13 protein-coding genes, 1 other RNA gene and 1 pseudogene are annotated in these 25,878 nt (G+C 52.4%); 3 read left to right on the forward strand and 12 right to left on the reverse strand.

Going from position 1 to position 25,878, the window contains the following annotated elements; translation table 11 throughout:
- Positions 1–27: 27 nt before the first annotated feature.
- From NNO03_RS19320 to smpB, 9 genes and pseudogenes are all read right to left on the reverse strand, one after another.
- Complete coding sequence (locus NNO03_RS19320; protein ID WP_271450269.1) at positions 28–714, reverse strand: retron system putative HNH endonuclease; 687 nt, start codon at positions 712–714, stop codon at positions 28–30.
- Positions 714–2,045 carry an AAA family ATPase gene (locus tag NNO03_RS19325; RefSeq protein WP_271450270.1) on the reverse strand — a complete coding sequence of 444 codons (1,332 nt, stop codon included), beginning with the start codon at positions 2,043–2,045 and terminating at the stop codon, positions 714–716. Before NNO03_RS19325 ends, NNO03_RS19320 begins: the two co-directional genes overlap by 1 nt.
- Before the next feature lie 311 nt (positions 2,046–2,356).
- Positions 2,357–3,597: pseudogene (locus NNO03_RS19330) on the reverse strand (integrase).
- Positions 3,598–3,800: 203 nt separating this feature from the next.
- Positions 3,801–4,164, reverse strand: a transfer-messenger RNA (tmRNA) gene (gene ssrA, locus NNO03_RS19335).
- A 72-nt stretch (positions 4,165–4,236) separates the two neighbouring features.
- Positions 4,237–5,400 carry an HlyD family efflux transporter periplasmic adaptor subunit gene (locus NNO03_RS19340; RefSeq protein WP_271450279.1) on the reverse strand — a complete coding sequence of 388 codons (1,164 nt, stop codon included), beginning with the start codon at positions 5,398–5,400 and terminating at the stop codon, positions 4,237–4,239.
- 7 nt (positions 5,401–5,407) lie between these two features.
- On the reverse strand, positions 5,408–7,594 hold the full coding sequence (locus tag NNO03_RS19345; protein WP_271450271.1) for a type I secretion system permease/ATPase: 2,187 nt from the start codon (positions 7,592–7,594) through the stop codon (positions 5,408–5,410).
- Positions 7,591–9,000, reverse strand: coding sequence for a TolC family outer membrane protein (locus NNO03_RS19350; protein WP_271450272.1), 1,410 nt, complete (start codon positions 8,998–9,000; stop codon positions 7,591–7,593). The genes NNO03_RS19345 and NNO03_RS19350 overlap by 4 nt, the downstream gene beginning before the upstream one ends.
- Positions 9,001–9,101: 101 nt before the next feature.
- Complete coding sequence (locus NNO03_RS19355; RefSeq protein WP_271450273.1) at positions 9,102–20,027, reverse strand: BapA/Bap/LapF family large adhesin; 10,926 nt, start codon at positions 20,025–20,027, stop codon at positions 9,102–9,104.
- Positions 20,028–20,607: 580 nt separating this feature from the next.
- The gene (smpB, locus tag NNO03_RS19360; RefSeq protein WP_003031211.1) at positions 20,608–21,090 is read right to left on the reverse strand and encodes an SsrA-binding protein SmpB; all 483 of its coding nucleotides are present in this window, start codon (positions 21,088–21,090) and stop codon (positions 20,608–20,610) included.
- Positions 21,091–21,244: 154 nt separating this feature from the next.
- Here smpB and ratA point away from each other — a divergent pair, with 154 nt between their 5' ends.
- Together ratA and NNO03_RS19370 are read left to right on the forward strand one after the other, a co-directional pair.
- Positions 21,245–21,688: a type II toxin-antitoxin system toxin RatA gene (gene ratA, locus NNO03_RS19365; protein WP_040234063.1), complete on the forward strand. Its 444-nt coding sequence runs from the start codon at positions 21,245–21,247 to the stop codon at positions 21,686–21,688.
- A complete protein-coding gene (locus NNO03_RS19370) occupies positions 21,678–21,968 on the forward strand; it encodes an RnfH family protein (protein WP_271450280.1) in 291 nt (96 codons plus the stop codon). The genes ratA and NNO03_RS19370 overlap by 11 nt, the downstream gene beginning before the upstream one ends.
- A gap of 50 nt (positions 21,969–22,018) precedes the next feature.
- On the opposite strand, the gene bamE is transcribed toward NNO03_RS19370, so the two are convergent.
- The 3 genes from bamE to nadK all read right to left on the reverse strand — a co-directional run bounded on the left by bamE (position 22,019) and on the right by nadK (position 25,138).
- A complete protein-coding gene (gene bamE / locus NNO03_RS19375) occupies positions 22,019–22,363 on the reverse strand; it encodes an outer membrane protein assembly factor BamE (protein ID WP_200009169.1) in 345 nt (114 codons plus the stop codon).
- Positions 22,364–22,512: 149 nt separating this feature from the next.
- Positions 22,513–24,174 (reverse strand): DNA repair protein RecN, encoded by a 1,662-nt coding sequence (gene recN, locus NNO03_RS19380; protein ID WP_271450274.1) that lies wholly within the window; start codon positions 24,172–24,174, stop codon positions 22,513–22,515.
- Between the two features lie 85 nt (positions 24,175–24,259).
- On the reverse strand, positions 24,260–25,138 hold the full coding sequence (nadK, locus tag NNO03_RS19385) for an NAD(+) kinase (RefSeq protein ID WP_137383492.1): 879 nt from the start codon (positions 25,136–25,138) through the stop codon (positions 24,260–24,262).
- A gap of 121 nt (positions 25,139–25,259) precedes the next feature.
- Here nadK and grpE point away from each other — a divergent pair, with 121 nt between their 5' ends.
- Positions 25,260–25,853, forward strand: a complete 594-nt coding sequence (gene grpE / locus NNO03_RS19390) for a nucleotide exchange factor GrpE (RefSeq protein WP_048212941.1) — start codon at positions 25,260–25,262, stop codon at positions 25,851–25,853.
- Positions 25,854–25,878 lie beyond the last annotated feature (25 nt).

The following is a 25,878-nucleotide window of genomic DNA, read 5'->3' on the forward strand; positions in this document are numbered from 1 at the left end:
GTTTATATTTAGTGCTTAATAAAATCATTAACTTTGTTTCTGTAGGAAATGTTTAATTGTTGTCGCATAAGGATCCCACCTAGTAGCTTCAATCTCTTCCATTAAATAATCTACCCGGTCAGACTCTGACCACTCTGAAATCTCGTTAAGTTCTTCGAGAATTTTGTTTCTATAGATGGATAAAGCTGACCTACGAGCACCTGAAAGTACATTACTATCGAGCCCGAATACACGAATGGTTTCTTCAGCGCAACGTTTATCATTTTCGCTCAACCCCTCTAGAGGCCATACCTGACCTGATGAGTGAAAATACAGATAGTGTTCTGGATCGTGGATATCAGGTTTAATAAGATGATCTGGGTTATAAGGCGCTGCTTCAGGGCGATCTTTGTAATGTCCACAATTATTTTGAGAGCCACAAGCCAAGAACAGGTTATGCCATACAAAAGTCAGCTCGGGAAAATGACTCCGATTTTTTCTTCTGAAATGCTCGATATGACCGGCATCGTATATTGCACATTCACAGTAAGCACAACGTAGGCCGTATTCATCAGCGTCAGGAGTAGTTACTCCGGGTATGCCTTGCATTTCAACAAGCGCGGCACGTAAAGCTTTTTTGCAATCGGGAGCCAAATCTTTCCAAGTCTGTGTTCGATAGTCATAGTCACTTAAGCTCTCAGGTGGCGTTGCTAGAGTTCTATCAAGTTTATGCATTAACCCTGCCCCTCATCTTTAGAGGACTTGCGCAATTTAAATCTCTGAAAACGGATTAGTTTATCGGCATCTAACAATACGGGATGCTTTTCACCATAAATATCCACTAATTGTCTGCGCAGTGCGCGGCCTTCGCCACTATCATCATCTCCATTTTCAATGACTGCAGTGTAAGTCGCAATAAGCTTTGCTGCTTCAACAGGAGGAATGGGGTTAACACCCATGACATCGTTAAGGGCAATTGCGCTTTCACGACCTAGGATTTCTTGAACAGGTGACTCCGCCAGCCAATGCCCATCGTTATTTTTGAATACGACACGAATATTATCGCTCTTAATAGTTGATAACACTTGGGGGCTGTGGCTACTAATGATAAATTGCAGTTTGGGAAATGCTTTGCGTAAAGCTTGCACTACCCTTTGCTGCCATGCTGGGTGTAGGTGTAGATCAACCTCATCAATAAGGACAATGCCTGAACTTTGAAGGGGGGCAAGCTCGCCTAGGTAACCGTTGAGGCGAGCGCAGCGTAAAGCCAGATCAGCTGCTAATGAGATCATGGCACGAACCCCGTCACTGAGTAAACTTATTGGTAACGCTCCATGGTCCGGATGATACATCGCTAACTCATCATATATGAAGCTATGGTGAAAGTGGCTCCAGCCCTCCTCACCCATCACAGTGTCGACGGCCTTCTTTATACCATTGAGCCTTGCTTCTAAATTGGATTTCTCATAGCCAGGCAATTCTCGTTGTTGTTGGATTGCATTCGTCGCCTTTCTAACCCAATCCTGTAGTTGCGCAAAACTGGAGAGAGAAGATAAGCAATCTTCATATCCTGCAGTACGACTTTCAGTTAGTATCGCTTTGCGAGCAGTGTTCTTGTGGCTAACCCACAAACGCTTGGAGCTGTAATAACGCAATACAGGCAGAGCCACGTCTGAGTTTTTACGCAGATCCTCCTGCAGTAATTTTCCCAAATCAGACAGTGGAGCAGCTTCTTTCGTAGTAGTGCGGCCCTTAGCACTATTTAATGCTCGTTGCCACTGAATTACTGGCTCGATCATCTCAGAATCAATGATAACGGGAAAGTTTTGTTCGTTCTCATAACTTTTGTCCTGCACAGAATAGCGTGCGTCGGTGCGGCGTATGTGCTCAGATCGCCCGAAATCAAAAGCTCCCACAAAAGGCCCTAGTGCTGCTGCAATAGCTTCCAGAATAGTCGTTTTCCCTTGACCATTGCGCGCTGCAATCACAGTGAGTTCAGGGTGTAGATCAATCTCGAACTTTTCAAAACGTCGGTAGTTTTGCAATGTGATGCGTGACAGTCTCATACTTTATCTCCATGTGCTTATTCACGCATTAACAATGCGTTTAGCTCAAAATATTTGCTCACTGATTTATAGTCAGGATCTTACTTGAAAACCTGAAGTTATCTACTCATGCATAATCTGAAGCATCAAAACTCATGTGAGACGTTCAGTTGTTAATGGAAATATAACATACTCCGGTAAATGCATTTCATGAGGTATTGATGCCATCATACCTCTGTTTCTCCCTCACGAATCGCTGGTTTGCCAGTTACCTGATCCCTGAAAAGAAGTATCCCGTGAATTGTTAATGTCCGCTTTTTCTAGCAAGAAGCTCAGACTACAAGTTTTAACTCTCTTTTCCCGTTATCAACAATGCTCCCGCTGTCTGCTTTGTTTACGAATTCAGCCCACCATTGCATCATCGGACGACGTTGCTCGAGGTAATCACTGCGGTTGTAAGCTCGACGTACCTCATTTTTATCCACATGGGCAAGCGCTGCCTCAATAACATCGGGTGGAAATCCTTCCTCATTGAGTGCAGTACTGGCGATAGAACGTAAACCGTGTGATACGAGGACACCTCCTAAGCCAGCACGCTTAAGGGCTGCATTCACAGTCTGGCTGTTCATCGGCTGGGTAGGCTTAATGCGACTGGGAAATATAAACTCTCGGCCACCACTGAGAGACTTCATCATTTCCAGAATAGCGAGAGCTCCATCAGATAATGGAACCGTATGGTCCCGGTTCATCTTCATTCGAGCAGCAGGAATTTTCCATTCGCTAGCATCAAAATCAATCTCATCCCATCGAGCTTCAGCGGCTTCGGCAGGGCGGGTAATGGTGAGAAGCTGCCACATGAACAGGCATCGTGTGGACAGGCTGATACTTGCCGTGCGCATAGTTTGCATTAGTTGTGGGAGTTGATCCGGGCGGATACTCGGCATGTTTTTCTTCTGCGGTTTCTCGAACGCTTTCCCGATGTTTACGCTGGGAACTGCATCAATCAAGCCTGTGTTCTGCGCATAAATCATGACTTCGTTAATACGCTGACAAAGGCGGCGAACAGTCTCTAATGCACCTCTGGCCTGAACTGGCTGAACTGCTTTAACCAGAGTATGAGCCTTAATCTCAGTGACACTGATATCACCGATTGCCGGGAAAACATCTCTCTCAAGCGAGCGCCAGATATCGTCGGCATAGTCCTCTGTTACGCTGGTTTCTTCACATTCCACCAACGCTCGGCAACTAACAAGAAGGTATTGGTTTTAGCTTCTTGAGAATTCCTCACCTGTTCTTTCTGATGCTCCTGAGGATCAATGTCTTTTGCTAATAAAACTCGAGATTCAGCTCTTAGTTTACGCGCATCAGAAAGCGAGACGGCAGGGTAGGCTCCAAAGCTCTGTTTGGTTCGCTGCTTGGTCAGAGGTCGATAGTAACGGAATTGCCAGAGCTTACTGCCGCTGGACTTGATTAACAGAGTAAGCCCGTCACCATCATACAGCTGGTAATCGGCATCTTTAGGTTTGGCGGCTTTGATTTCCGTATCGGTTAACGGCTTGGTTTTTCTTGCCATGGGGAGTCTCCATGCGTTTAGGCCCAACGAAAACAATAGAGCTTTTCGTTGGGCCTATCAATGGGCCTAAAAGGTTCGGATTTAATTAGTTCTGTTCGGACTACGCGGGACAAATTGAGGGCACAAAAAAGCCCGCAGGGCTTGCGCTGTGCGGGCTTTTAGGACTTCATCGGATGACTCTGGTAATCACCGATGGAGAATTTTGGTGGAGCTGGCGGGAGTTGAACCCGCGTCCGAAATTCCTACATCCTCGGTACTACATGCTTAGTCAGTCTTTACATTCGCCTGGCACCTGCGGACAGACACGCCACTACCAGACTAGCCTGATTAGTTTTAACGCTTCAACCCCAGGCAGGGCATCCACGCGATCTCTTTTGGGTTTGACCTCTCTTTGATCCCCGTCTTAAGAGCGGAAGCTAGGGAGAGAGGGCTCAGAGCAGGTTATTAAGCTGCTAAAGCGTAGTTTTCGTCGTTTGCGACTATTTTTTTGCGGCTTTTTACGAGGCCAACCGCCCCTCGGCATGCACCTTGGGTTTCGCGAATCCCGTCGAATCCAGAATCAGCCCCAATGTGTTACAGCAAGTATAACAGACTTGTGACACGCGTGACCAGCCCCCACAACCCCTTAACCGCAAGGATTTACCGCTCGCGCAGTGCTTCTTTTGCACGATTAAATGGTTTGATTAAATAGTCGACGATGGTTTTTTCACCTGTTTTTATATCCACAGTGGCAATCATGCCCGGTACGATAGAAAAATGACGTCCCAGCTTGTTCTGCAAAAAGTCCTGATGGGTACGTATGAAAACACGGTAGTAGAAGATTTCCGGCTTCACTTTGTCCTGAATGGTATCTGGGGAGATGGTTTCGACCACGCCCTCCAGCCCTCCGTAAATGGCGTAGTCATAGGCAGTAATCTTTACCAGTGCCCGCTGTCCGGGGTGGATAAACGCGATATCGCGCGGTGACAGGCGGGTTTCAATCAGCAAATGATCGTCTACCGGGACAATCTCCATCATTTCGCCGTTAGGAGGGATAACGCCGCCAATCGTGGTGACCTGGATGTTTTTTACGATACCGCGCATCGGGGCGCGAACGGTCAGGCGGGTAACGGAATCTTCGCGACCTTTTAAGATGGCCGCCAGCATATCTACCTCGGCGTTGGCCTTCGACAGCGCTTCACGCGCCTGCACGTAATATTGCGAGCGCAGGTCGGTTATTTTGAGCCCAAGATCGCTTTTTTGTCGTTGCAGGCGCAGCACTTCCACATGGCTGGCGGCACCGCTTTTCTCCAGCCGTTGGGTGATCGCCAGTTCCTTGTTCACGGAGACCAGCGCATCCTGTAGTTCCACCATCGAATCGGCAAGCTGCGCCCGGCGGCTTTTATATAACCGGGTTTCAGAGGCGATAAGCTCCGGCCAGGCCTGTAGCGATCTGGGGAACGTTAGCTGCAAATCGTTGACTTCGGCATTCAGTCTGGCGCTTGACGCTAAAGATGCACGGTATCGGGCGGCGCTTTCACCCACGTTGGATTCAGAACGCGTTGGGTCGAGGCGGGCGACAATCTGGTTGGCCTGAACTTTATCACCTTCGTGCACGCTGAGTTCGGCGAGGATCCCGCCGTCAAGCGACTGCAATATTTGTTCACGCGAGCTGGGGATGACTTTCCCACTGCCGGTAGAGACTTCATCCAGTTTACCGAAATACGCCCATCCCCCCAGGATGGCAAAAAGCAGTGTGCTGAGCAGAATAATGCGGCTGGCACCGGAAAAACGGTGTTCCCGGCGGATATCGAGGTCGTCCATGGCGGCGTCATGCGGATTGGTTTTCATTTTTCCACTCCCGACCGTGAGTCTGTGCAGGTGCCCGATTTGCATTTAGCGCCTGCGCTTTTGGGGCATCCATGACCAGCTGACCTTCTTTGAGTACCACCACGCGCTCGACCAGCTCCAGAACCGGAACGCGATGTGTGGCGACAATCAATGTGCGGTTGCCCAGCCACTGGTTTAACCGTTGTATAAATTCCCGCTCGGTGTGTTCATCCAGCGAGGCACTGGGTTCGTCGAGCAGTACGATATTGGGCGATCGCAGTAACATTCTGGCGAGCAGAATCGACTGTCGCTGCCCGCCGGAAAGCCCATTACCGCCTTCCATAATGGGGTGTGCCAGCCCTTTGGCGAGTTGTTTGACGAATGCAGATGCGCCACTGACCTCCAGCGCTTCGAATATCTGCGTGTCGCTGGCATGCGGTGCGCCGAGTGTCAGATTCTCGCGTAACGTACCGAAAAAAAGCCGCGCGTTCTGGCTGAGAAAGCCGATATTGCGGCGTAAATCAGCCATATCGATTTGCGCCAGACTCAGGTTATCGAGTCGGACATCACCCTGAATAATCTCCACGCCGCCCGCCATGGCCTGTAGCAGGGTTGATTTACCCGCGCCGTTACGCCCGAGTATCGCAATCCGCTCTCCGGGCATCACTTCCAGGCGCGAGATGCGTAACGGTACGCGCTGGTCGTCACTGTGGTAGCGAAAGTGCGCATTTTCAAACAGATAGTGGCCGCGGAAGATTTCCTGGTGTATCCGGTCTTCATCGTGCTGCGTCTCGGTGGGAAGTTGCATAATGCTGTCCAGCCCCATTTTGGCTGCTTTGACCTGCTGCCAGCGAGCCAGCACACCACACAGGTTAGCCATCGGGGCGATCATCCGTGATCCGAGCATCGAGGCGGCCACCACGGCCCCGGTGGTCATCGTGCCTTCAATAACCATAGGCGCACCGAACATAATGATGGCGGCGTAAACCAGGCTTTGTACTGACATCCCCCAGCCGATCAGCCCCTGGGTAAGCTTGCGTGTGCGTAGCCCGGACTCGCCAGTAATGCGGATATAGCTGTTCCATTGCTGTAAAAAACGGTTCTCCGCCTGCATTAGCTTGATATCTTCCAGCCCCTGAACGCTTTCGACCAGCACCGCGTTGCGCAGAGTGGATTCATGTGCGGCCTGGTTAGCAAGTACCGCCAGTTTTTTCTGTAATAACAGCCCCGGCAGAATCATCAGAATGGCAGCGACGGGGGCTATCCACGCCAGCGGCGGAGCAATGCACGCCAGTACGACAATAAACAGCAGGAAAAACGGCAGGTCGACGATGGTCGACATGGTTGAGGAGGTGATCATCTCCCGGATCTGCTCCAGCTCGCGGAGTTGGGAAATAAAACTCCCTGTTGAGCGGGGAACCGCGCTATTGCGCAACCGCAGGGCGTGGCTGAACACGCGATCGGAAATACGCATGTCTGCACGTTTACCGAGTAGATCCATAATGTGGGTACGTGCTTCGCGAAGCAAAAAGCCAAACAATACCGCGACCAGGACACCGGTCGAGAGAACATAGAGAGTCGGATATGACTGGGCGGGGATCACCCGGTCGTAAACCTGCATTGAAAAAATTATCCCGGAGAGTGACAGGACGTTAATCAGAAACGCAGCAACCATGACGGGCAGGTAAGGGCGGATATCTTGTAAAACTAGCTCGCGTATCCAGTCGGGTTTAAAGCGCGAAATATAGCGATCAACCCGACTGTCTTTTAACGCCGATAACGGGCGCAGTGCGGTGATAGTATGGATTTCTGGCAGAAGCTCTGCCACCGCCAGCCGGTTGCGTTGTCCCTCGTCGGCAATAATAAAGACATCCAGTGCATCTTCACCGTTGAAATGTTCTATCACCATGATTTGGCCGTCATGCAGTTCCGCCACCACCGGCAAACGCCATTGGTTAAGTACCTGCTTTGCGGTATCCAGCGTATGAAAGGAAAGTCCCGCCTGGCGCGCTAATTGCGTCAAAGCAAGGGTTTTGCTTTTCCCCTCGAACCATGGGGCGTTGGCCTGGATAGCGCCTGGCGAGCAAGTAAGGCGATAGTGGCTGGCAATGTGGGTAACTGCCTGCGCCCACTGGCTCAGGGCGGGTTCGCCAATAGCATCTTTAACAACAGGCTCGACGTCGCTCATAGCTGGATCTCCACCGATTGAATGCTGCGGTTATTTAAGGCGAACGCCTGGCGCAACGATCCGGTGTTGTAGAGGCAGTTCAGTTGTAGCTGGCGCAGCTGGCTTTGGGTCTGGAGTTCGGCAAAACGGGCCTGGTACACTTCCTGTTCGGCGTTAAGAACATCAAGTAATGGGCGTGAGCCGAGATCCAGATACTGCTGTTGATACAGTTCACGAGTGCGTTCGCTCAGTCGCTGCTGGCGGCGCAGGATCTGTAATGCAGTCGCGAGGCTCATTGCCTGGCTGCGGGATTCCAGTAATTTTTGCCGAACTTCAAGTCGGGTGCGCTGAATAGAGTACTGTGCGGACTCTACCGCGTGGCTGGCGGCGTTGCGCCGGGCGGTGAGACCGCCGCCCTGATACAGCGGCATTTCGACTTTTACCCACGCTGAGTACTGCGTTTTGTCGAGCACCTCATGGCTGGGGTATTTGTCGTTGAGATAGTGCTGAACAGATGGCTCCAGGGAAATGGTTGGCGTCATCTGTGCGTTGGCGTAATCCAGATTGGCCTGTGCGATGTTCGCCTGCGCCCAGGCTGCCAGCACTGCAGGAACTAACTTATCCTCCGGTTTTACCACATCGCAACTGCTGTCCAGTTTTACCGGAAACTCATTGCTGATGCCGTTCAGTGTGCGCCAGCCGAGATAGCTCATCAATGTCGCTTTGCTACTGTCGAGATTGGCCTGATATTGCGCCAGCTGTGAACGAGCAGACTCAATACGCGCATCGGTTTGTACCACGTCAGACAGCGAGGTCGCCCCTTCATCATTACGTTCTCTGGTCAGTCGACCAATACCGTTTAGCGCGACCAGTTGCTCTTCGGCGGCATCCACCATCTGTTGCCATGTCTGAACCTGGACGATGGCATTGGCGGTGGCGTGGGCGACAGTATCGATGCTGAGTAACACGTTTGCCTGTTGTTGCGCCGAACCGGCGGCTTCGGCGCGCACCTGGCTGGCGACTTTGCCAAAGTCATACAGCATTTGTGACACCGAAATGACCAGTGCAGGGCTGAAGCCATGGTCGGTGTAGGTATTGCTGTAGCCGTTGTTCATTCCGGCTGTAACTTGCGGATAATATTTCGCTTTCGCCACGTCTATCTGCTCATTTTGCGAGAGCAGTTTGCCAATGGATTCACGAATAGAAGGATGCCAGCTCACTGCGCGGCTCACCGCGTCGTTAAGCGTCAGGCTTCCGGGAGCGGCAACGCTTAGCGGCAGATCGGCCACAGAGCCATCCAGAGAGGGAAGCATCTGACTGGTTGCCAGCCCTTCCGGCGTAATAATTTGCGGTTCATCTTCGGCATTCGCATGAACGGAACAGAACGTTAATGCCAGCAGTACAGCGACAGGGGCGACATTTCTCATAGTTTATCCCTTGCAAAATAGGGCAGTGACGACTGTTATTGCCCCGGACGTCATGGCATCCGGGGCTGTTGTTATCTCGTTATAGCGGTATGACGTTCGTTTCAGGTCACAATGTGATTTTGTTGGATCAGCTCATCGAGCGTGGTGTGTACGTTCTCCAGCGTTACGAGGTTAGTGGTGTGGTACGTGCTGCCTGTACCGTCGCGATCAATGGAAACGATGGTGTTGTTACCGCTGGTGGTCACCGTGAGGTAGTTACCGAGCGTGGCATTTTGTCCGTTCCAGCCTACCAGCAGGTCGCCGATGTCGATTTTGTCGCCCTGCGCCAGCGAGAAGTTGGTCCAGGTGTCTGCCGTTCCGTTACCGCCCGTTGCATCGCTGGCATTAAGCAGGTGATAAATCAGCGTATCGCCGTAGACCGAGCCGATGATCACGTCATGCTGCGCGGTGCTTGCCATCTGTGGATTCATATTGATGGTCAGCGTCGCGGTGTCCGTATGCCCGTTTTGGTCGTTAAGCGTATAGGTAAATGTCTCTTTGCTGGCCATCGACGCCACGGTTGTACCCGGTTTCAGCGTATAGATGTATGAGCCATCCAGATTCATGGTCAGTGAGCCATAATGACCCTGAATTGTTGTGCTACTGATGCTGCTGGTCGGATTGAGTGTGGCGGTACTGCCGTTAAAGCCGGTGATAGTGAGCTGGGTATGGACGGTTGAGAGCTGATCGTGCGCGCCAGAGGCATCACTGCCATCAAAAATATTGCCATTCACCGTCGTGGCGTTAACGTCCCAGGTATTGAGGTGCCATGTCGTGCCCGTAACGTTCGGCGTAATGCTGACGTTGCCAACGGCCAGCCCCCCCATCGTTCCTGTGAAGCTGATGCTGTAATGACCCGCGGCTAGCTCGGCATTACCCAGCGAGACGGCAATTGAACTGCCTAACAGGCTGATGGCGCTGGCGGGTACAGAGCCTGAAAGCGAGAATCCGTCAGGACCGGTGATTGTCCAGGTCACGCCCAGCGTACCGACGGTGATAAGGGTGCCGATGCTGAAGTTGAGCGTGGCGCCTTTCAGTACGTCATTTGTTGCGATGTCAAACGAACCTGAACCGGTAGCTTTGCTCCCCAGCGTCGGAATTGTCGCGGTGCCCAGCGCGCCGCTTCCGTATGCCGCAGAATCCTGAACGGTACTCACCGCCATCATGCCGCTGACGTCATTTACTGCGTCAAGCGCCTGCGGGGTCGCCGTAATGTTCAGCGAGGCGCTACCTGTATCGCCATTGGGGGCTTTGACCGTATAGACGAAACTGTCCGGTGTGCTGATGCTATCTGCACCCAGCCCGCTTTTCAGGGTATAGGTATAGTTCCCCTTCGCATCGATAGTCAGCGTGCCGTATTGTCCGTTAATACTGGTGGTGCCCGTCCCGTTAATCGCCACGCCATTCACTTCGGTGATGACGCTGTTTATCGGAGCCGAGTCATTGACCAGAATATTACCGTTGGTTACCGCGCTGAGACTGTCCACCGCGTAGGTATGATCCGCCTGAATATTCAGGGTATAGCTGGTCAGTAACGTCAGGCCGCCAGAGGCGTTAAGCAGGAAAAGATAGTCACCACCCGGCAGCGTGATGGTATACGCTGAAGAGCTGCCGCCCAGCAGCGCCGTAACCCAGTTTGGCTGCACCCGATATTGTTCATACTGCTGAATAGCCTCATTGAAGCGGTAGACATAGAGATCAAAACCGCCAAGTGTCACACCGAGGACATTTGCCTGGACGGTGAGCGTACGGGTTGCTCCGTCATCCACGTTGAACTTAATCGGGTTAGTCAGACCGTTGACCAGACTGACGTCGAGGACATCACCCAGCCCGACATTTGCCAGTGTGAAGCCAGTTTGTTTTGACGTGCCGTGGTCGACCGCGATCACCTGGGTTCCGTAGGTCAGTGACGCCACATCATCTGCTGCCGTTACCGTGCTGGTGGTTGGGGCCTGGCCCAGCGTGACAACCAGTTTGGCTGAGGAATGGTCTGTGCCATGCGTCAACGTATAGGTGAAGCTTTCGGAGCGGCCATACACCGATATTGCTGTATTGGTCAGGGTATAGGTATAACTGCCGTCCTGGTTAATATGCAGGGTGCCGTATTTACCCTGTACATTCACGCCGCCTGCCGTGACGTTTACCACATTGCCATTACCATCGGTAATGGCGGTGACCAGCGTACCGGAAGGGGCGTTATCTTGACCGTTAGTGGGATCGGTATCGGTGATGATGTTACCGGATTCTGTGGTCCCCCCGGTGATGGTTCCGCCGTTGGTTTTCACCACGGCAACGTCCAGGCTGGTGTAAGCGCCGGTCGCCAGCAGGTTAGTGTTGAAGCTGACCACGCGATAATCCCCGCCTGTCAGCCCATCATAATTGAGCGTCACTCCAGAGGCTCCGATGGTCAGCAAACTGGCGAAATTGGGTTTCGAAGTATCGACCACGGTTATCCAGGTGTTGAGCACGGTGTCATAGCGCTGGATAACAATCTCCATTGAGCTCAATAGTGACAGCACAATGCCGGTCGCCGCGGCGTTAATGGTGATGGAGCCACTACCGCCAGACTGGATGCTGAAATTAACACTTGCCGTGTCGTTACCCAGCACGTTGGCGACGCTACCCAGTGCGTTCACCAGCAGGAAACCGTAATCGCTTTGATGCTCAGTGCTGACTGTCACGTCAGTCTGTAGCGGCAAACGGGTGACATTATCTTCAGCCAGCAGAGGGAGTACCGGCGCGATGACGCTGGCAGGCGATGACGTGTTGCCCGCCGCGTCGGTTGCCGTTGCAGATAACGACTGACCTTCAATCTGGCGTACAGGCAAGGTGGCACTGTAGACCCCACTACTGTTGGCGACCGCTGTCACGCTGGTGCCACCGGGCAGGGATATCGTAACCGTACTGCCGGCTTCGGCAATACCGCTCACTGTTCCGCCATCGGCGCTGATCAGAATCGTAGGGGGGGGCGGTGGCGTGGTATCCACAATGACGCTGAACGAGCCAGACAAAACGCTCGAGCCGTTGGCATTTGTGGCGTTGGCGGTAAACGCGTGGTTGCCTTCACTCAGGGCGCTGCCTGGCGTAAAACTCCAGATCCCATTCCCGTCTGCGGTTGTGCTACCCATCAACGTGCCGTTGTTATACAGGTTGATAACGGCGTTTGCCTGCGCAGTTCCGCTCAGTGTTGGGCGGGTATCATTGGTGGTTTTCCCGGCGGTGACCAGGCCCGTGATAGTGCCGACATCATCGAATACGCTGGAGATCACCGGCGCGGGAGGAACACCGGTAAACGGGGCCAGCACGTTGCCGGCGGTGCCGATATTGCCAGCGGCATCCTGTGCGCTGACCTGCAGCGTTTGCCCACTAATTTGCGGTGGATTCAGGGTAAAGGTGAAGTTACCGGAAGCATTTGCTGTTGTGGTGCCGAGTACCGTTCCGCTACCGGAGGTGATAATGACCGTACTGTTCGCTTCGGCCACACCGGTTAACGCCGTACCATTGGCGTTGACCGCCAGCCCGGTTGGAACAGCGGGTGCGATGGTATCGACAACAATGGCTGCTGCAGACGAAAATCCACTGGTATTCCCCGCTGCATCTGTCGCCGTGATGGTAAACGAATGAGCCCCTTGAGCCAGATCAGTGGACGGCGTGTAATTCCAGTTGCCAGTGCTGTCAGCCGTTACGCTGGTGACAAAACTGCCATTATCATAAATATCGACTCGCGCGTTGGCCTCTGCGGAGCCGTTCAGGGTTGGGCGTGCGTCATTGGTGGGCTGATTGCTGCCAATCGCACCGGTGTTGGGGCCAACATCATCAATAATGCTGCTTATTGAAGGCTGTGCCGGAGCCGCGGTGTCCACCACCACGGTAAAACCTGGTGTTGCGCCGCTGGTATTGCCTGCCGCATCGGTAGCGGTCACGGTGAAGGTATGGGACCCGGTCGCGAGCGGCGTGGTCGGGGTAAATGTCCAGCTATTATTGCTTTGCACCAGCGCAGTACCAAGCAGAGTGTTCCCGTCATAGATACTGACAGTGCTACCGGCTTCGGCGGTGCCGTTGAGCGTTGGGCGGGCATCGTTGGTTAGCTGCCCGTTGTTCAGCGCTGCATTGAAAACACCGCCTGCGATGTCATCTATGACCGAGATCAGTTGTGGGATTGGCGGTGGGGTCGTATCGACATTAATAATAAATCCGCTTGAGGTGGCACCGATATTGCCGGCGGCGTCTGTGGCGATAGCAGTGAATGTATGTTGGCCGTTGCTCAGTATGGGGGGCAGATATTCCCACGTCCCATCGATTGTGGCGGTTACCGTCCCCAGCAGCGTGCCGTTATCGTAAATCGCGACCCGGGCATTCGCTTCCGTTGAGCCACTGAGCAGCGGACGGGTGTCATTGGTCCAGGCCCCGCTGGACAGCGTCCCGGTGCCGGGCTGTACATCATCGACGGCCTGGATAATGGTGGGGGCAAGCGGAGCAACGGTATCCACAATGATGTTAAATGTGGCGGATGATTGACTGACGTTTCCGGCTGCGTCCGTGGCGGTCACCGTGAGCGCATGGTTACCATTTCCAAGTGCAGCTGTTGGCGTGAAGCTCCAGGCCCCATTGGCGTCAACCGGGGCGGTACCGAGATAGGTGCCATTGTCATAAATTTTGATCGTGGAATTGGCTTCTGCCGTACCACTGAGCGTGGGTTGCGCATCATTTGTGGCCTGGCCGTTGTTCAGATTACCCGTCAGCGGGCCGACATCATCTGCTACCTGAGAAATGATGGGTATACCCGGCGATACGGTATCAACGATGAGCCCAAAGCCGTTCGATGCAGCGCTGGTGTTACCTGCACTGTCGGTCGCGGTGACGGTCAATGTATGCGGTCCGTTGCTCAGTGCATCCGTTGGGGTAAAGTTCCAGGTACCTCCCGCACCCACGGTAGTGGTGCCAATGGGTTGACCATCGCTCAGAACGGTAATGGTCGCCCCCACTTCGCCCGTACCGCTCAGTGCCGGACGTGTTTCGTTTGTCGTCTGCCCATTGGTTATCGCGCCTGTTGTGGGAGCTGTATTGTCCAGCACCGCGCTAATGATAGGGGGCTGCGGGGCGATGGAATCCAGTTCGAGGGTAAAGGACGAAGATACGCCTCCCATATTGCCCGCCTGATCGGTGGCAACGGCGGTAAAGATGTGTTGCCCCTGAGTCAGTGGGGTATCCGGCGTGAAGCTCCAGTTGCCGGACTCATCAACCTGGGTTGTACCAATATCAACGTCTTTATCGCGGATGGTGATAGAGGCGCCGATCTCTCCTTTGCCGTTCAGCGTGGGTTGTGCATCGTTAGTCAATTGTCCGTTAGTCAGCGATGTGTTGCCGGGTTGATCGTCAATCACCGAGGTAATGCTCGGTGCTGCGGGCGACAGCGTATCAACAACCAGAACGAAAGGTGGGCTTGCCGGGCTGATGTTGCCAGCACCATCCGTGACGGTTGCGGTGAACGAATGATTGCCTTCACTAAGTGCTGGAGCCGGTGTAAAGCCCCAGTTACCGTTTTCATCGCTGGTGGTTGTGCCAATTACCGCGCCATTATCGCGAATGGTCACTACTGAATCGGCCTCGGTGACGCCAGCAAGCGACGGGGTGTTGTCGTTGGTTAGCTGTCCGGATGTAAGGGACTGCGGGGTACCGACGTCGTCCATTACCGACACAATAGAGGGCGCGCTTGGGATTAACGTATCGACAATAATCCGGAAGCTGTTGGAGGGATCGCCCAGGTTGCCTGCAGCATCCGTTGCGCGTGCGGTAAAGATATGCTCGCCTTCTCCCAACCCATCAGTTGGTGTATAGCTCCAGTATCCGCTGCCACTTACGGTGGTTATGCCAATCGCGATACCTTTATCGTAAAGGGTGATCGTCGCGCCCGCTTCGCCAGTTCCATTGAGGGTCGGGCGTGAATCGTTGGTAATTTGTCCGGTATCTAACGATCCTGTACCCGGTAACACGTCGTCAATTACGCTGGTGATCGCAGGGGCTTGTGGGGCGGCTGTATCGATAGTGATGGCGTAATTGGGCGATATGCCACTGTCTATACCCGCAACAGTTTGCGATACGGTGAAATTGTAAGTCGTGCCGTTTGTCAGCGGAGCGGATAATGGATAGCTCCATGCGCCGGAAACGGCATCGGCGGTGACCGTACCGATTACATTCCCATCCTGATAAATTTTGACCGTTGCTCCTGCCGTGGCGGTTCCTTGTAACAGCGGCAAGGTGTCATTGGTGGTTTTACCGTTGCCAATCGCTCCTGTAACAGGCGAGACATCATCAATGATTTCGAGAGTTGGCGGATGCGGAATGCTGGATGTGGCCGCGTTAAATGGCGTAGGGTCGCTGCTATTGCCCGCCTGATCCTGGGCGATTGCGTTCAGATTCTGCCCCGTAGTTTGTGCGGGTGAGATCGTGACGGTGTAGGCACCTGTGACGCTATTCGCAATGCCCTGGCCCAGTACCGTAGTACCACTTCTGATGATGACGGTGCTGCCCGGCTCGGCTGTCCCACTTACCAGCGTGCCGTTCGGGTCAACACTGGTGACGATTGGCTCGGCGGGAGGCTGTGTATCGAGTATCAACATTACAGGGTTTCCTGCCGCCAGGGAATTACCCGCTGCATCCCTGGCGCCGAACGTCAGCGTGTGCGGGCCATTGCCCGTCAGCGTAATCTCAATACTCCAGCTACCATTCGCTGCAACGAGGGTTTCGGCAATGGGATTGCCACCATCGAAAATGACTACCGTACTGCCCGGCGCACCGGTCCCGCTGACTGTTGGGGTGGTATCATCCGTGACGCTATTGTTGGTCAATGAACCGATAATAGCACCAGCGTCATCTGCAATATCCGTAACCAGCGGTAGGGTCAGCACGGTGCTGTTAACCGTAAACGAGACGCTGTTTGATGAGGTACTGGCGTTCCCCGCCGCATCGGTTGCAATGGCCGTTAGCGTATAACTTCCGTTTGCCAGCGCCGTCCCAGGAGTAATACTCCAGGTGGTGCCAACCACCGTTGTGGTACCGATAATCGTACTGCCGTTGTACAGCGTGATCGTGTCGCCGTCAGTGCCGGTTCCGCGAATAGTTGGCGTCGTATCATCTGTTATTGCGCCAGGCGCAAGATTGCCTTGAATAGTGCCGACATTATCATTGACGGCGATAATGGTTGGCGCTGCCGGCGGCGTGATGTCGATATTCAGGGTGATGGCATTTGATGGCAGGCTGACGTTGCCGGCAGGGTCAGTTGCGGTAATGGTAATCTGATAGCTGTCTGGATTGATGGGGTCGCCAGGCGTAAAGCTCCACTTACCATCTGCGCCCACCGTCGCGGTACCCAACGGCGCGGGATTATTACCAAGGTAGATGGAAATAAGGTCGCCGACACTCCCCGTGCCGCTGAACATTGGCGTGGTGTCGTTAGTTATGCCGTTGGTCACGACCCCGGTTATCGGATTGACGTCATCCGTAATGGTGGGTGGGAGCGGTTGCGTTGGCGGCAGATTATCCACCGTCAGCGTAAAGCCCGCCGATGGGATCCCTGTGTTGCCCGCGGCGTCGGTCGCCGTGGCGGTGAATTTATGCGGCCCATCTGCAAGTGAGGTTGGGGTAAATGTCCAGGTGCCGTCTGGCTGTACGGTAGCGATGCCGGCGAGGCCGCCATTCTCATAAATCGTAATTGTCGCGCCCGGTTCACCTGTTCCTGACAGTTTGGGGTTGTCGCTTTTCGTACTGCCGCCATTACTCAGTACTTTAGTTTCCAGGCCAATAAGCCCTTCCGCTGAGGTGATGATCGGGGCTGCGGGTGGCGTTGTATCGACAGTCAGCATGAAACTTCCGGCGGTACTGGCGTTACCTGCCGCATCTGTCGCGATAGCTGACAATGTGTGCGAGCCTTCACTAAGTGGCTGGGTGACAGGGAAACTCCAGGTTCCTCCAGCCACAACGGTGGTCGTTCCAATAGGCGTGGCACCATCGTAGATAGTGATGGTGGAGCCAACGTCTCCGGTCCCTTTCAGTGACGGCAGGTTATCGTTTGAGCGGCTACCAGAAGGCAAGTCAACGGGGGCATTTCCGACGTTATCGGTGGTGGCTGAAATGACTGGTACCCCTGGAGGCTGGGTGTCAACGGTAATGGTGACAGTCACGGGGGAGGTGACGACGTTACCGGCGGCATCCGTTGCGGATACGGTAAAACGATGGTCAATATCGGCAAGCTGCTTGTTGTCCGGGACGGTATAGCTCCAGGTACCTGACTTGTCGATGAGCATCACCGTCATCAGTAAACCGTTATCATACAGGTTCACCAGCGAGCCTGGCTCGCCGGTCCCTGAGAGGGTCGGCGTGTTGTCGTTGGTTATCCCGTTGTTATTCGCGATGTTACCGGTGATGGTTCCGACGTCATCGTTGATCAAAGTAATAGCCGGGACGGCCGGCGCGACGCTATCGACAATGATTTTCCAGCTGGCGGCGCTACTGGTGTTGTTGGCGGCATCGGTTGCCGTAACCGTAAACACGTGTGCGCCCTGGCTCAGCGCGGTGCTGGGCGTGTAGTCCCAGTTACCATTGATGTCGGCGGTAACGGTAGTTAGCAGGGTGCCATTATCGTAAATTTTGACCTGCGAGCCCGCTTCGGCAGTGCCCTTAATTTCCGGTTTATCATCGTTAGTCAGCGTGTTGTTATCAATTTTTCCGATGACATCGGGAACATTGTCTAAGACGGCAATAATAATCGGTTGGTCTGGCGCGGTAATATCCGGAGCCAGTGCGGAAGCGGGCAGACTTTCGTTGCCTGCACTGTCCGTTGCGGTCACTTTTACCGTTTCACCATTGATTTGTGACGGGGTGATCGACACAACAAAGTGACCACCACTGTCTGCCTGACCCACGCCAATCGTACTCCCGTTGCTGTCTTTTACGGTGATGGTGCTGCCGATTTCAGCATGTCCACTCACTGAACCACCATCCCCGGCGACAATCACCCCTGTCGGCGCATCAGGTGCGGTGCTGTCTGGCGCTGTGAGTGCTGTGTTACCACTGGTATTGCCTGCTGCATCCGTTGCGTTGGCGACAAGATGTTCGCCGTTAGTTTGTGGCGGAACCAGTGTGGCGGTGAAATCTCCGTCAGCATCAGCGGTGGTTGTGCCAATGATAGTGCCACCAGGATTGAGAATATGTACGGTACTGTTGGGCTCTGCCGTGCCGGAAACCTGATCGCCCGCATTATTGATTGTCAGGTTTGTGGGCGGTAGCGGGGCGGTGATATCGGGAGCGATCGCCGTTTCAGGTAAACTCGTGTTTCCTGCCGGATCGGTAGCGATAGCGGTGATGGTTTCGCCATTGGTTTGTGGTGGGTTTATGGTGATAGTAAACGAGCCATCTGGCCCGGTAACACCACTGCCGATTAAATGATTGTTATTGTCGGTTATCGTCACGGTACTGCCGGGTTCAGCCGTACCCGTGACGACAGCGCCATCGGCAGATACGGTCAGATCGTCTGGCGACAGCGGCGGCTGAGTATCGATATTGATATTGAAGGCCGTCGACATTCCCCCCGTACCCAGGTGGTTGGTTGCCGTAGCGGTGAAGGCATATGAGCCGTCCCGCAAGTTTGTGCTGGAGGTCCAGTCCCAACTACCGTTTCTGTCGGCGACGACGCTGTCGATATATGCCCCGTTATTGTAAATTTTAACCGTACTGTTAGCCTCAGCTGTCCCGGAAAGCGTTGGGGTCGCATCATTAGTTGACTGATTGTTGAGCAATGGCCCAACGGAGGGAGCGACATCATCCATAACACTGACTATCACGGGTACGCCTGGATAACCGGAATTAGAGGCACTGAATGAGGTATCTGGCCCGATATTGCCTGCTTCATCCTGAATCTTTGCTGTTAGCGCTTCACCGTGTGTTTGCGCGGGCGATATGCCAATAGTGAAGGTACCGCCTGAACCGACGATAGTTGATCCCAGAACCTGGTTGTTACTGCCAATGATAGTGACAGTGCTTCCGGGCTCTGCACTACCCGTCACTGTAGTGCCTTCCTGATTCACTGAAGAAATTATTGCGGCGGCAGGTGGGGTTGTATCGATGGTAATGACCCAACTGTCTGAGATTGCGCTGCTGCCCACATTGTTTGATGCGCTGACCGTAAACTGGTGAGTACCTTCTGCAAGCGGGGAGGATGGAGTAAACGTCCAGTTCCCGTTGGCATCGATAGTGACCTGACCTATTTCGGTACCGTTATCGAAAATATGTAAGGTTGCGTTCGCGGGGCCAGTGCCCTGAAGTTCTGGCGTATTATCATTAGTAGACGTCTGTTGATTGACAAGACCAGTAATGGGAGCCTGATTGTCAGTGACGCTGGTAATAATCGGTACGCCTGGCATCGTGGGCGTTGTCGTGGGTGGCGAGCCGCCATCGCCATTTCCTTCGTTGCCATTTCCGTCACCATCGCCATTTCCTTCGTTGCCATTTCCGTCACCAGCACCATTTCCTTCATTGCCATTGCCAGCATTATTGCCATTTCCACCGCCGCCACCGCCGCCACCGCCTGCGGCGAGGCCGATTCCCCCAGCCACAGCGATCCCGCCAAGAACCCACGGCCAAACTGCACCGCCTTCATGACTGCCTTCGCTCGCCATTAATGGGGTGAGGTCGTCCAGATGCTGGTAGTGGAATGCGCCATCCGTATCCTGAACCCACCATAGCGCACCGTTGCTATCTTCAAGTACGAGCTGGCTTTGTTCATCACCTTTGCCAACGTAAAAGTTTTTAATTGTGATGGTTTCACCGGAGCGGAGTGTGACAATCAGATCCTGATTTACGCGGGAAAGTTGACTGATTTCTTCACGAGAAACAGACAGCTTCACGATGGAAGGTGAATTGAGCGTGACTTCAGAAGCTTCAATATTTGTGGAAACACCAGTCAATTTTGATACAACGGCGAGTAGACGCATATATTCACTCCTGATGGCAGGCCGAGAGTATTAATCCACAATAGCGTGTTGGGAAAATGAGCTGACAGGTGCCCGTTCATCATATAGATGAGTTTGCACGTGTGATTTCATTGATTAGGTCACGCAGGTATCAGTTTGTTTATCGAATACGTCAGAGCCTTTAAGTTTGAATAGTTCTTTCGTATTAGATGATATAGTCAGAAAGGATGTATTACGCAAATTATCTATATTAAAAATACATTGGGACAATTGAAAAGGATACTTTCCAGTACATGTTTTGGTTTTTGCTTAAACCTAAATCATTGTATATAAAGTTGTTTTTATTCTATGCGGTTTTTTTATAAAGCTAATAAACACCAGTAATAATAGTGTTATTGGTGAAGTGTAAAATATAAATAATACGCTCTTGAACTTTTACTTTATTAAGCTATGGACGCGATAAAATAATGGGAAGACTATTTTAGGTTTTAACGATTCAGCGGTGTAAAAACTATAATCTTGGTGAATGTAATGGATGAGTTTCAATAACTAAACAATAAGGGCCAGCCTCATGATGAGAGACTGGCTGCTGAGAAGGGATTTATCGACCTGCATTTTTCATAATACGAGCTTTGTCCAACTGCCACTCACGCTCTTTTACATCAGAACGCTTGTCGTGCTGTTTCTTCCCTTTTGCGACGCCGATTTTGACTTTGCACCAGGCATTTTTCCAGTACAGAGAAAGTGCCACAACGGTGTAACCGTCACGATTCATACGCCCATATAAGGAGTCGAGTTCGCGTTGGTTTAACAGAAGTTTACGGGTGCGAGTAGGGTCACACACGACGTGCGTTGAGGCAACGGCCATCGGCGTGAAGTTGGCACCAAACAGGAATGCTTCGCCGTCTTTGAGAATGACATAGCTATCGCCAATATTGGCCTTTCCTGCACGCAGGGATTTGACTTCCCAGCCTTGCAGTGCGAGTCCAGCCTCGAACTCTTCTTCGATAAAATATTCGTGTCGTGCGCGCTTGTTAAGCGCGATTGTGGCTGAGCCAGGTTTGTGTGCTTTTTTCTTCGTCATAATGCCGCTCAGTATAGGTAATCTGGAATTGAAAAACACCCCATTTCATCCAGCGGGGCGCAAGGCGCTATCTTATCACGAGTTGGGCTATAGCGTTTTTTTTAGCGGATGATAAATGGTATTATTTGCACGATTGATATTGATGGAAATTGTTATGCCTCAGATTAGCCGGACCGCTTTAGTACCTTACAGTGCGGAACAGATGTATCAGTTAGTGAATGATGTTAAATCCTATCCTCAGTTTTTACCGGGTTGCACCGGAAGCCGTGTCCTGGAGTCGACTCCGGGGCAGATGACAGCGGCTGTGGATGTCTCTAAAGCAGGGATTAGCAAAACGTTCACCACGCGTAATCAACTGACCAGTAACCAGAGCATCCTTATGCATCTGGTCGATGGACCGTTCAAAAAACTCATTGGGGGCTGGAAGTTTACGCCGTTGAGCCAGGAAGCGTGTCGCATTGAATTTCATCTTGATTTTGAGTTCACGAATAAACTGATCGAACTGGCATTTGGCCGTATCTTTAAAGAGCTGGCGTCGAACATGGTGCAGGCCTTCACGGTTCGCGCAAAAGAGGTTTACAGTGTCAGTGTCGGCTAAGATTGTCGTTGAAGTCGCGTACGCGCTGCCGGAGAAACAGTATCTACAGCGCGTGACGTTGCAGCAGGGCGCAACCGTCGAAGAAGCGATTCGCGCTTCCGGGCTGCTGGAACTACGTACTGATATCGATCTCAGCAAAAATAAGGTGGGCATCTACAGCCGTCCGGTGAAGCTTGCTGATGTCGTACATGATGGCGATCGGGTAGAAATCTATCGACCGTTGATTGCTGATCCGAAAGAACTGCGCAGGCAGCGGGCAGAGAAATCCGCTAAAAAATAACAAACATTAAAAAAGGTGCTCATTGAGCACCTTTTTTTGATCTCTTAAACCTACTTTTTGTCGGTCAGGGCAGGTTTGTTATCAATGTTGGTCAATACACCACTGCTGTTAAAGGTCAGCGTCAGCGTTTGCTGCGTCACGCCTTCATGACCCGGCTGCTGACGGAACACATAAAACCAGGTATTGGTGCCAAAAGGATCGGACATCATTGGTGTACCCAGAGCATAAGCAACCTGTTGTTGCGTCATACCCGTACGTACTTTAGCGACATCAGTAGGTGTCAGATAGTTTCCCTGGTTGATGTCAGGGCGGTAAACCACTCGCTCCAGAGTGGAACAGCCTGCGGTCAACATCAGTAGTACTGCTGCAGCAGCAGTCAGCGTTTTACAGCGCATAGTGATTTGATTCCTTTTCGGGCCCGAGCAGTACGCGGCTCATATGTAATATGCCGATGATAATAGACCTTTCACCACTTTAAAACCTTTTGGTGTCAGGTCAGTCGGCGATTTTATGTTGAACTCAGACCTTAGCAAGGTAAAAAAGTTTATGCTGCCAGCAGTTCTTTTGCATTCGCGAGGGTATTACGCGTTACTTCGCTACCGCCAAGTAAGCGAGCGAGCTCCTGCAGACGTGCGCGTTTATCAAGCGCCTGCATATGTGTTTCAGTCATTGCGCCGTCCGTTTCTTTGCTGACATAGAAATGCTGATGACCGCAACCCGCAACCTGCGGCAAGTGGGTGACGCACATCACCTGAGTTGATTCACCCAACTGGCGCAGTAGCTTACCCACAACCGCTGCCGTCGGACCACTGATACCAACGTCAACTTCATCAAAAATCAGCGCAGGGGTTTCCATTTTACGTGCGGTAATCACCTGAATGGCCAGTGCGATACGCGACAGTTCCCCACCAGAAGCGACTTTCGCAATTGGCTGCAATGGTTGGCCTGGGTTCGTGGTGACTTTAAACTCAATGCGATCGGCTCCGTCTATGCTCAGATGGTGTTCATCAAACTTCACATCGATGCAAAAGAGACCGTGCGGCATTGAGAGTGCATGCATACTCTCGGTGATGAGTTTCCCCAATTCCTGAGCGTAATGCTGGCGCTGGCGGTGCAATATTTTTGCCGTTTCCAGCGCCTGCTGGTGGTGCGCGTTTACCGCCAGGGTTAAGGTTTCGAGCGAGTCAGCCTGATCGTCAAGCTGCTGTTGCTCATCAAGCAGGGACTGGTAAAACTGTGGCAATGCTTCAGGGGCGACGTGATGCTTACGCGCCAGAGAGATTTGCTTAGAAATACGCTGTTCAAGCTCAAACAAACGGTTAGGGTCTAAATCCAGGCGATCACAATAGTGTCGCAGTTCGTCGCTGGCTTCGCTGAGCTGAATAGTCGCCTCTTCCAGCATGTCCAGAATACCAGAGAGCTTGCCGTCCATGCCCGCCAGTTCACTGACCAGCTGTTTGGCTGTGTATAACTGACTTTGCAGGTTAATGTCTTCGCCATCGGCCATGATAGCCAGCGCTTGCTGGCTGGTGGTGAGCAACTGCCCGCTGTTAGCCAGACGCTTGTACTCTTCATCAATTTGCTCGAACTCGCCCGCCAGGGGGTTAAATTCGTTCAACTCTTTTAACTGATATTGCAACAGTTCTGCCCGGGCTGCGCGTTCCTGGCTTTGTTGCTGATGATGGGCCAGATCACGGCAGCTCTGATGCCATAGCTGGTAGCGTGCGGACATTTCCTGAATCAGGGACGCTTCATTAGCGTAACCATCAAGGAGGGACTTTTGGTGTTCCGATTTTGTCAGGAGCTGATGCGCGTGCTGGCCATGGATTTGAATAAGCAACTGACCTAGTTCGCGAAGCTGTGACAGGGGAACGGCAGTGCCATTGATAAAGCCTCGGGAGCGTCCGTCGCTGCTGATTACGCGGCGTAACAAACACTCACGCCCCTCTTCAAGCTGGTTCTCTTCCAGCCAGCGTAGCGCCGCAGGGGTGTCTTTTAAAGAGAAACGCGCACACAGATCGGCGCGAGTGGCATCTGTGCGCACCATGTCGGCATCCGCCCGCCCGCCCAGACACAACCCGAGAGCATCAATGGCAATGGATTTACCCGCACCGGTCTCGCCAGTGATGACGGTCATTCCGCTTTGGAAATCGATCTCCAGTTCACGAACGATAGCAAAATTGCTGATGGTCAGTTGTGCCAACATAGCTGTTTTCCTGTATGAAAAACCATGACTGTGATTGCATACAGTATAAACTGGTTTTTTATACAGTAAAGAGGTTGGCGTTAAATTAGAATAATTTTTTTGACCAGCCTAACTTAGTGCTTAATGTGTTGAAATAGCTGTAATCTTTGGGATGAATCAGATTCAGGTGATAATCACAGCGGCGAATCAATACGTCTTCGCCTTCCTGTATAGGTAAGGCAATCTGGCTGTCGCAGCTGATCTCCAGGTCATTACGGCGATGCGAGAAGCGCAGGCGAATCGTGCTGTTACTGTTAATTACCAGCGGGCGCGCGGAGAGCGTATGTGGGAACATCGGTACCAGCGTAATGGCATCCAGGGAAGGGGTGAGAATGGGGCCTCCGGCAGACAGCGAGTAGGCGGTAGACCCAGTTGGCGTGGAGATAATCAGTCCGTCTGAACGCTGAGAGAAGGCAAAAATTTCATCTATATAGACTTCAAATTCAATCATGTGCGCAACTTTGCCTGGGTGCAACACCACTTCATTAATTGCAGTGCTGATACGCTTTTGGCAATCCTGCTGGCAGACCTGTGCTTCAAGTAGAAAACGCTTTTCGCTGATATAATGACCTTCCAGTACATCTGCTAATTGCTGTTGGGCATTGTCCGGGTCAAGATCGGTCAGAAAACCGAGGTTGCCGCGGTTAATCCCGATGACCTTGATGTCGTAACGCGCAAGCGTGCGTGCGGCCCCAAGCATATTGCCGTCACCACCGACAACCACCGCGAGGTCCGCCTGTTGACCAATTTCTGCCAGCGTACCGGTCTGCACATTTTTCAGCTGGAGCTCATGGGCGATTTGTTGCTCCACGATAACCTCGTAACCTTTCGTGCATAACCAGCGGTAGAGCATTTCATGTGTCGTCAGTGCAGTAGGGTGACGTGGATGCCCCACAATGCCAATACACTTGAAATGTTTGTTCATTTTATCGAGGTCCTTGTAACGAAGATTGGTGACAATGTGAGTACTTCCCTTGAATCCCTGAATCTGATCCCCATAATAAGCCAAGTTAGCGAGATGAATGCGAAAAAACGCGGAGAAATTCATGAGTAGTAAAGAACAGAAAACGCCTGAGGGGCAAGCCCCGGAAGAAATTATCATGGATCAGCACGAAGAAGTTGAGGCGGTTGAATCAGACGCTTCTGCTGAGCAGGTGGATCCGCGCGATGAAAAGATTGCGAATCTGGAGGCTCAGCTTGCAGAAGCTGAAACGCGCGAGCGTGACAGCGTGTTGCGTATCAAAGCGGAAATGGAAAACCTGCGTCGTCGTACCGAACTGGACGTAGAAAAAGCGCATAAGTTTGCACTGGAAAAATTCGTCAACGAACTGCTGCCGGTGCTGGATAGCCTGGACCGCGCGCTGGAAGTGGCGAACAAAGATAATGACGCGATGGCGGCGATGGTTGAAGGTATTGAACTGACCCGTAAATCGATGCTGGATGTTGTGGCGAAGTTTGGCGTGCAGGTGGTTGCGGATATCGATGTGCCGATGGACCCGAACGTACACCAGGCTATTGCCATGGTTGAGTCTGATGAAGTTGCTGCCGGTAACGTGCTGATGGTAATGCAGAAAGGCTATACCCTTAACGGACGTACCATTCGCGCGGCGATGGTTTCCGTCGCGAAAGCTAAAAGCTAATCAGCTTCAGACCGGGTAGTGCTGA

It is taken from the genome of Citrobacter sp. Igbk 16 (assembly GCF_028069755.1).
Taxonomy (GTDB): domain Bacteria; phylum Pseudomonadota; class Gammaproteobacteria; order Enterobacterales; family Enterobacteriaceae; genus Citrobacter.

What these genes read in the sequence shown, in the direction of transcription:
- bamE (WP_200009169.1), bottom strand. Translation starts at nt 22,363, where the DNA reads ATGCGCTGTAAAACGCTGACTGCTGCTGCAGCAGTACTACTGATGTTG.
- NNO03_RS19355 (WP_271450273.1), bottom strand. Translation starts at nt 20,027, where the DNA reads ATGCGTCTACTCGCCGTTGTATCAAAATTGACTGGTGTTTCCACAAAT.
- NNO03_RS19345 (WP_271450271.1), bottom strand. Translation starts at nt 7,594, where the DNA reads ATGAGCGACGTCGAGCCTGTTGTTAAAGATGCTATTGGCGAACCCGCC.
- NNO03_RS19350 (WP_271450272.1), bottom strand. Translation starts at nt 9,000, where the DNA reads ATGAGAAATGTCGCCCCTGTCGCTGTACTGCTGGCATTAACGTTCTGT.
- nadK (WP_137383492.1), bottom strand. Translation starts at nt 25,138, where the DNA reads ATGAACAAACATTTCAAGTGTATTGGCATTGTGGGGCATCCACGTCAC.
- smpB (WP_003031211.1), bottom strand. Translation starts at nt 21,090, where the DNA reads ATGACGAAGAAAAAAGCACACAAACCTGGCTCAGCCACAATCGCGCTT.
- ratA (WP_040234063.1), top strand. Translation starts at nt 21,245, where the DNA reads ATGCCTCAGATTAGCCGGACCGCTTTAGTACCTTACAGTGCGGAACAG.
- recN (WP_271450274.1), bottom strand. Translation starts at nt 24,174, where the DNA reads ATGTTGGCACAACTGACCATCAGCAATTTTGCTATCGTTCGTGAACTG.
- NNO03_RS19320 (WP_271450269.1), bottom strand. Translation starts at nt 714, where the DNA reads ATGCATAAACTTGATAGAACTCTAGCAACGCCACCTGAGAGCTTAAGT.
- NNO03_RS19340 (WP_271450279.1), bottom strand. Translation starts at nt 5,400, where the DNA reads ATGGACGACCTCGATATCCGCCGGGAACACCGTTTTTCCGGTGCCAGC.
- NNO03_RS19325 (WP_271450270.1), bottom strand. Translation starts at nt 2,045, where the DNA reads ATGAGACTGTCACGCATCACATTGCAAAACTACCGACGTTTTGAAAAG.
- grpE (WP_048212941.1), top strand. Translation starts at nt 25,260, where the DNA reads ATGAGTAGTAAAGAACAGAAAACGCCTGAGGGGCAAGCCCCGGAAGAA.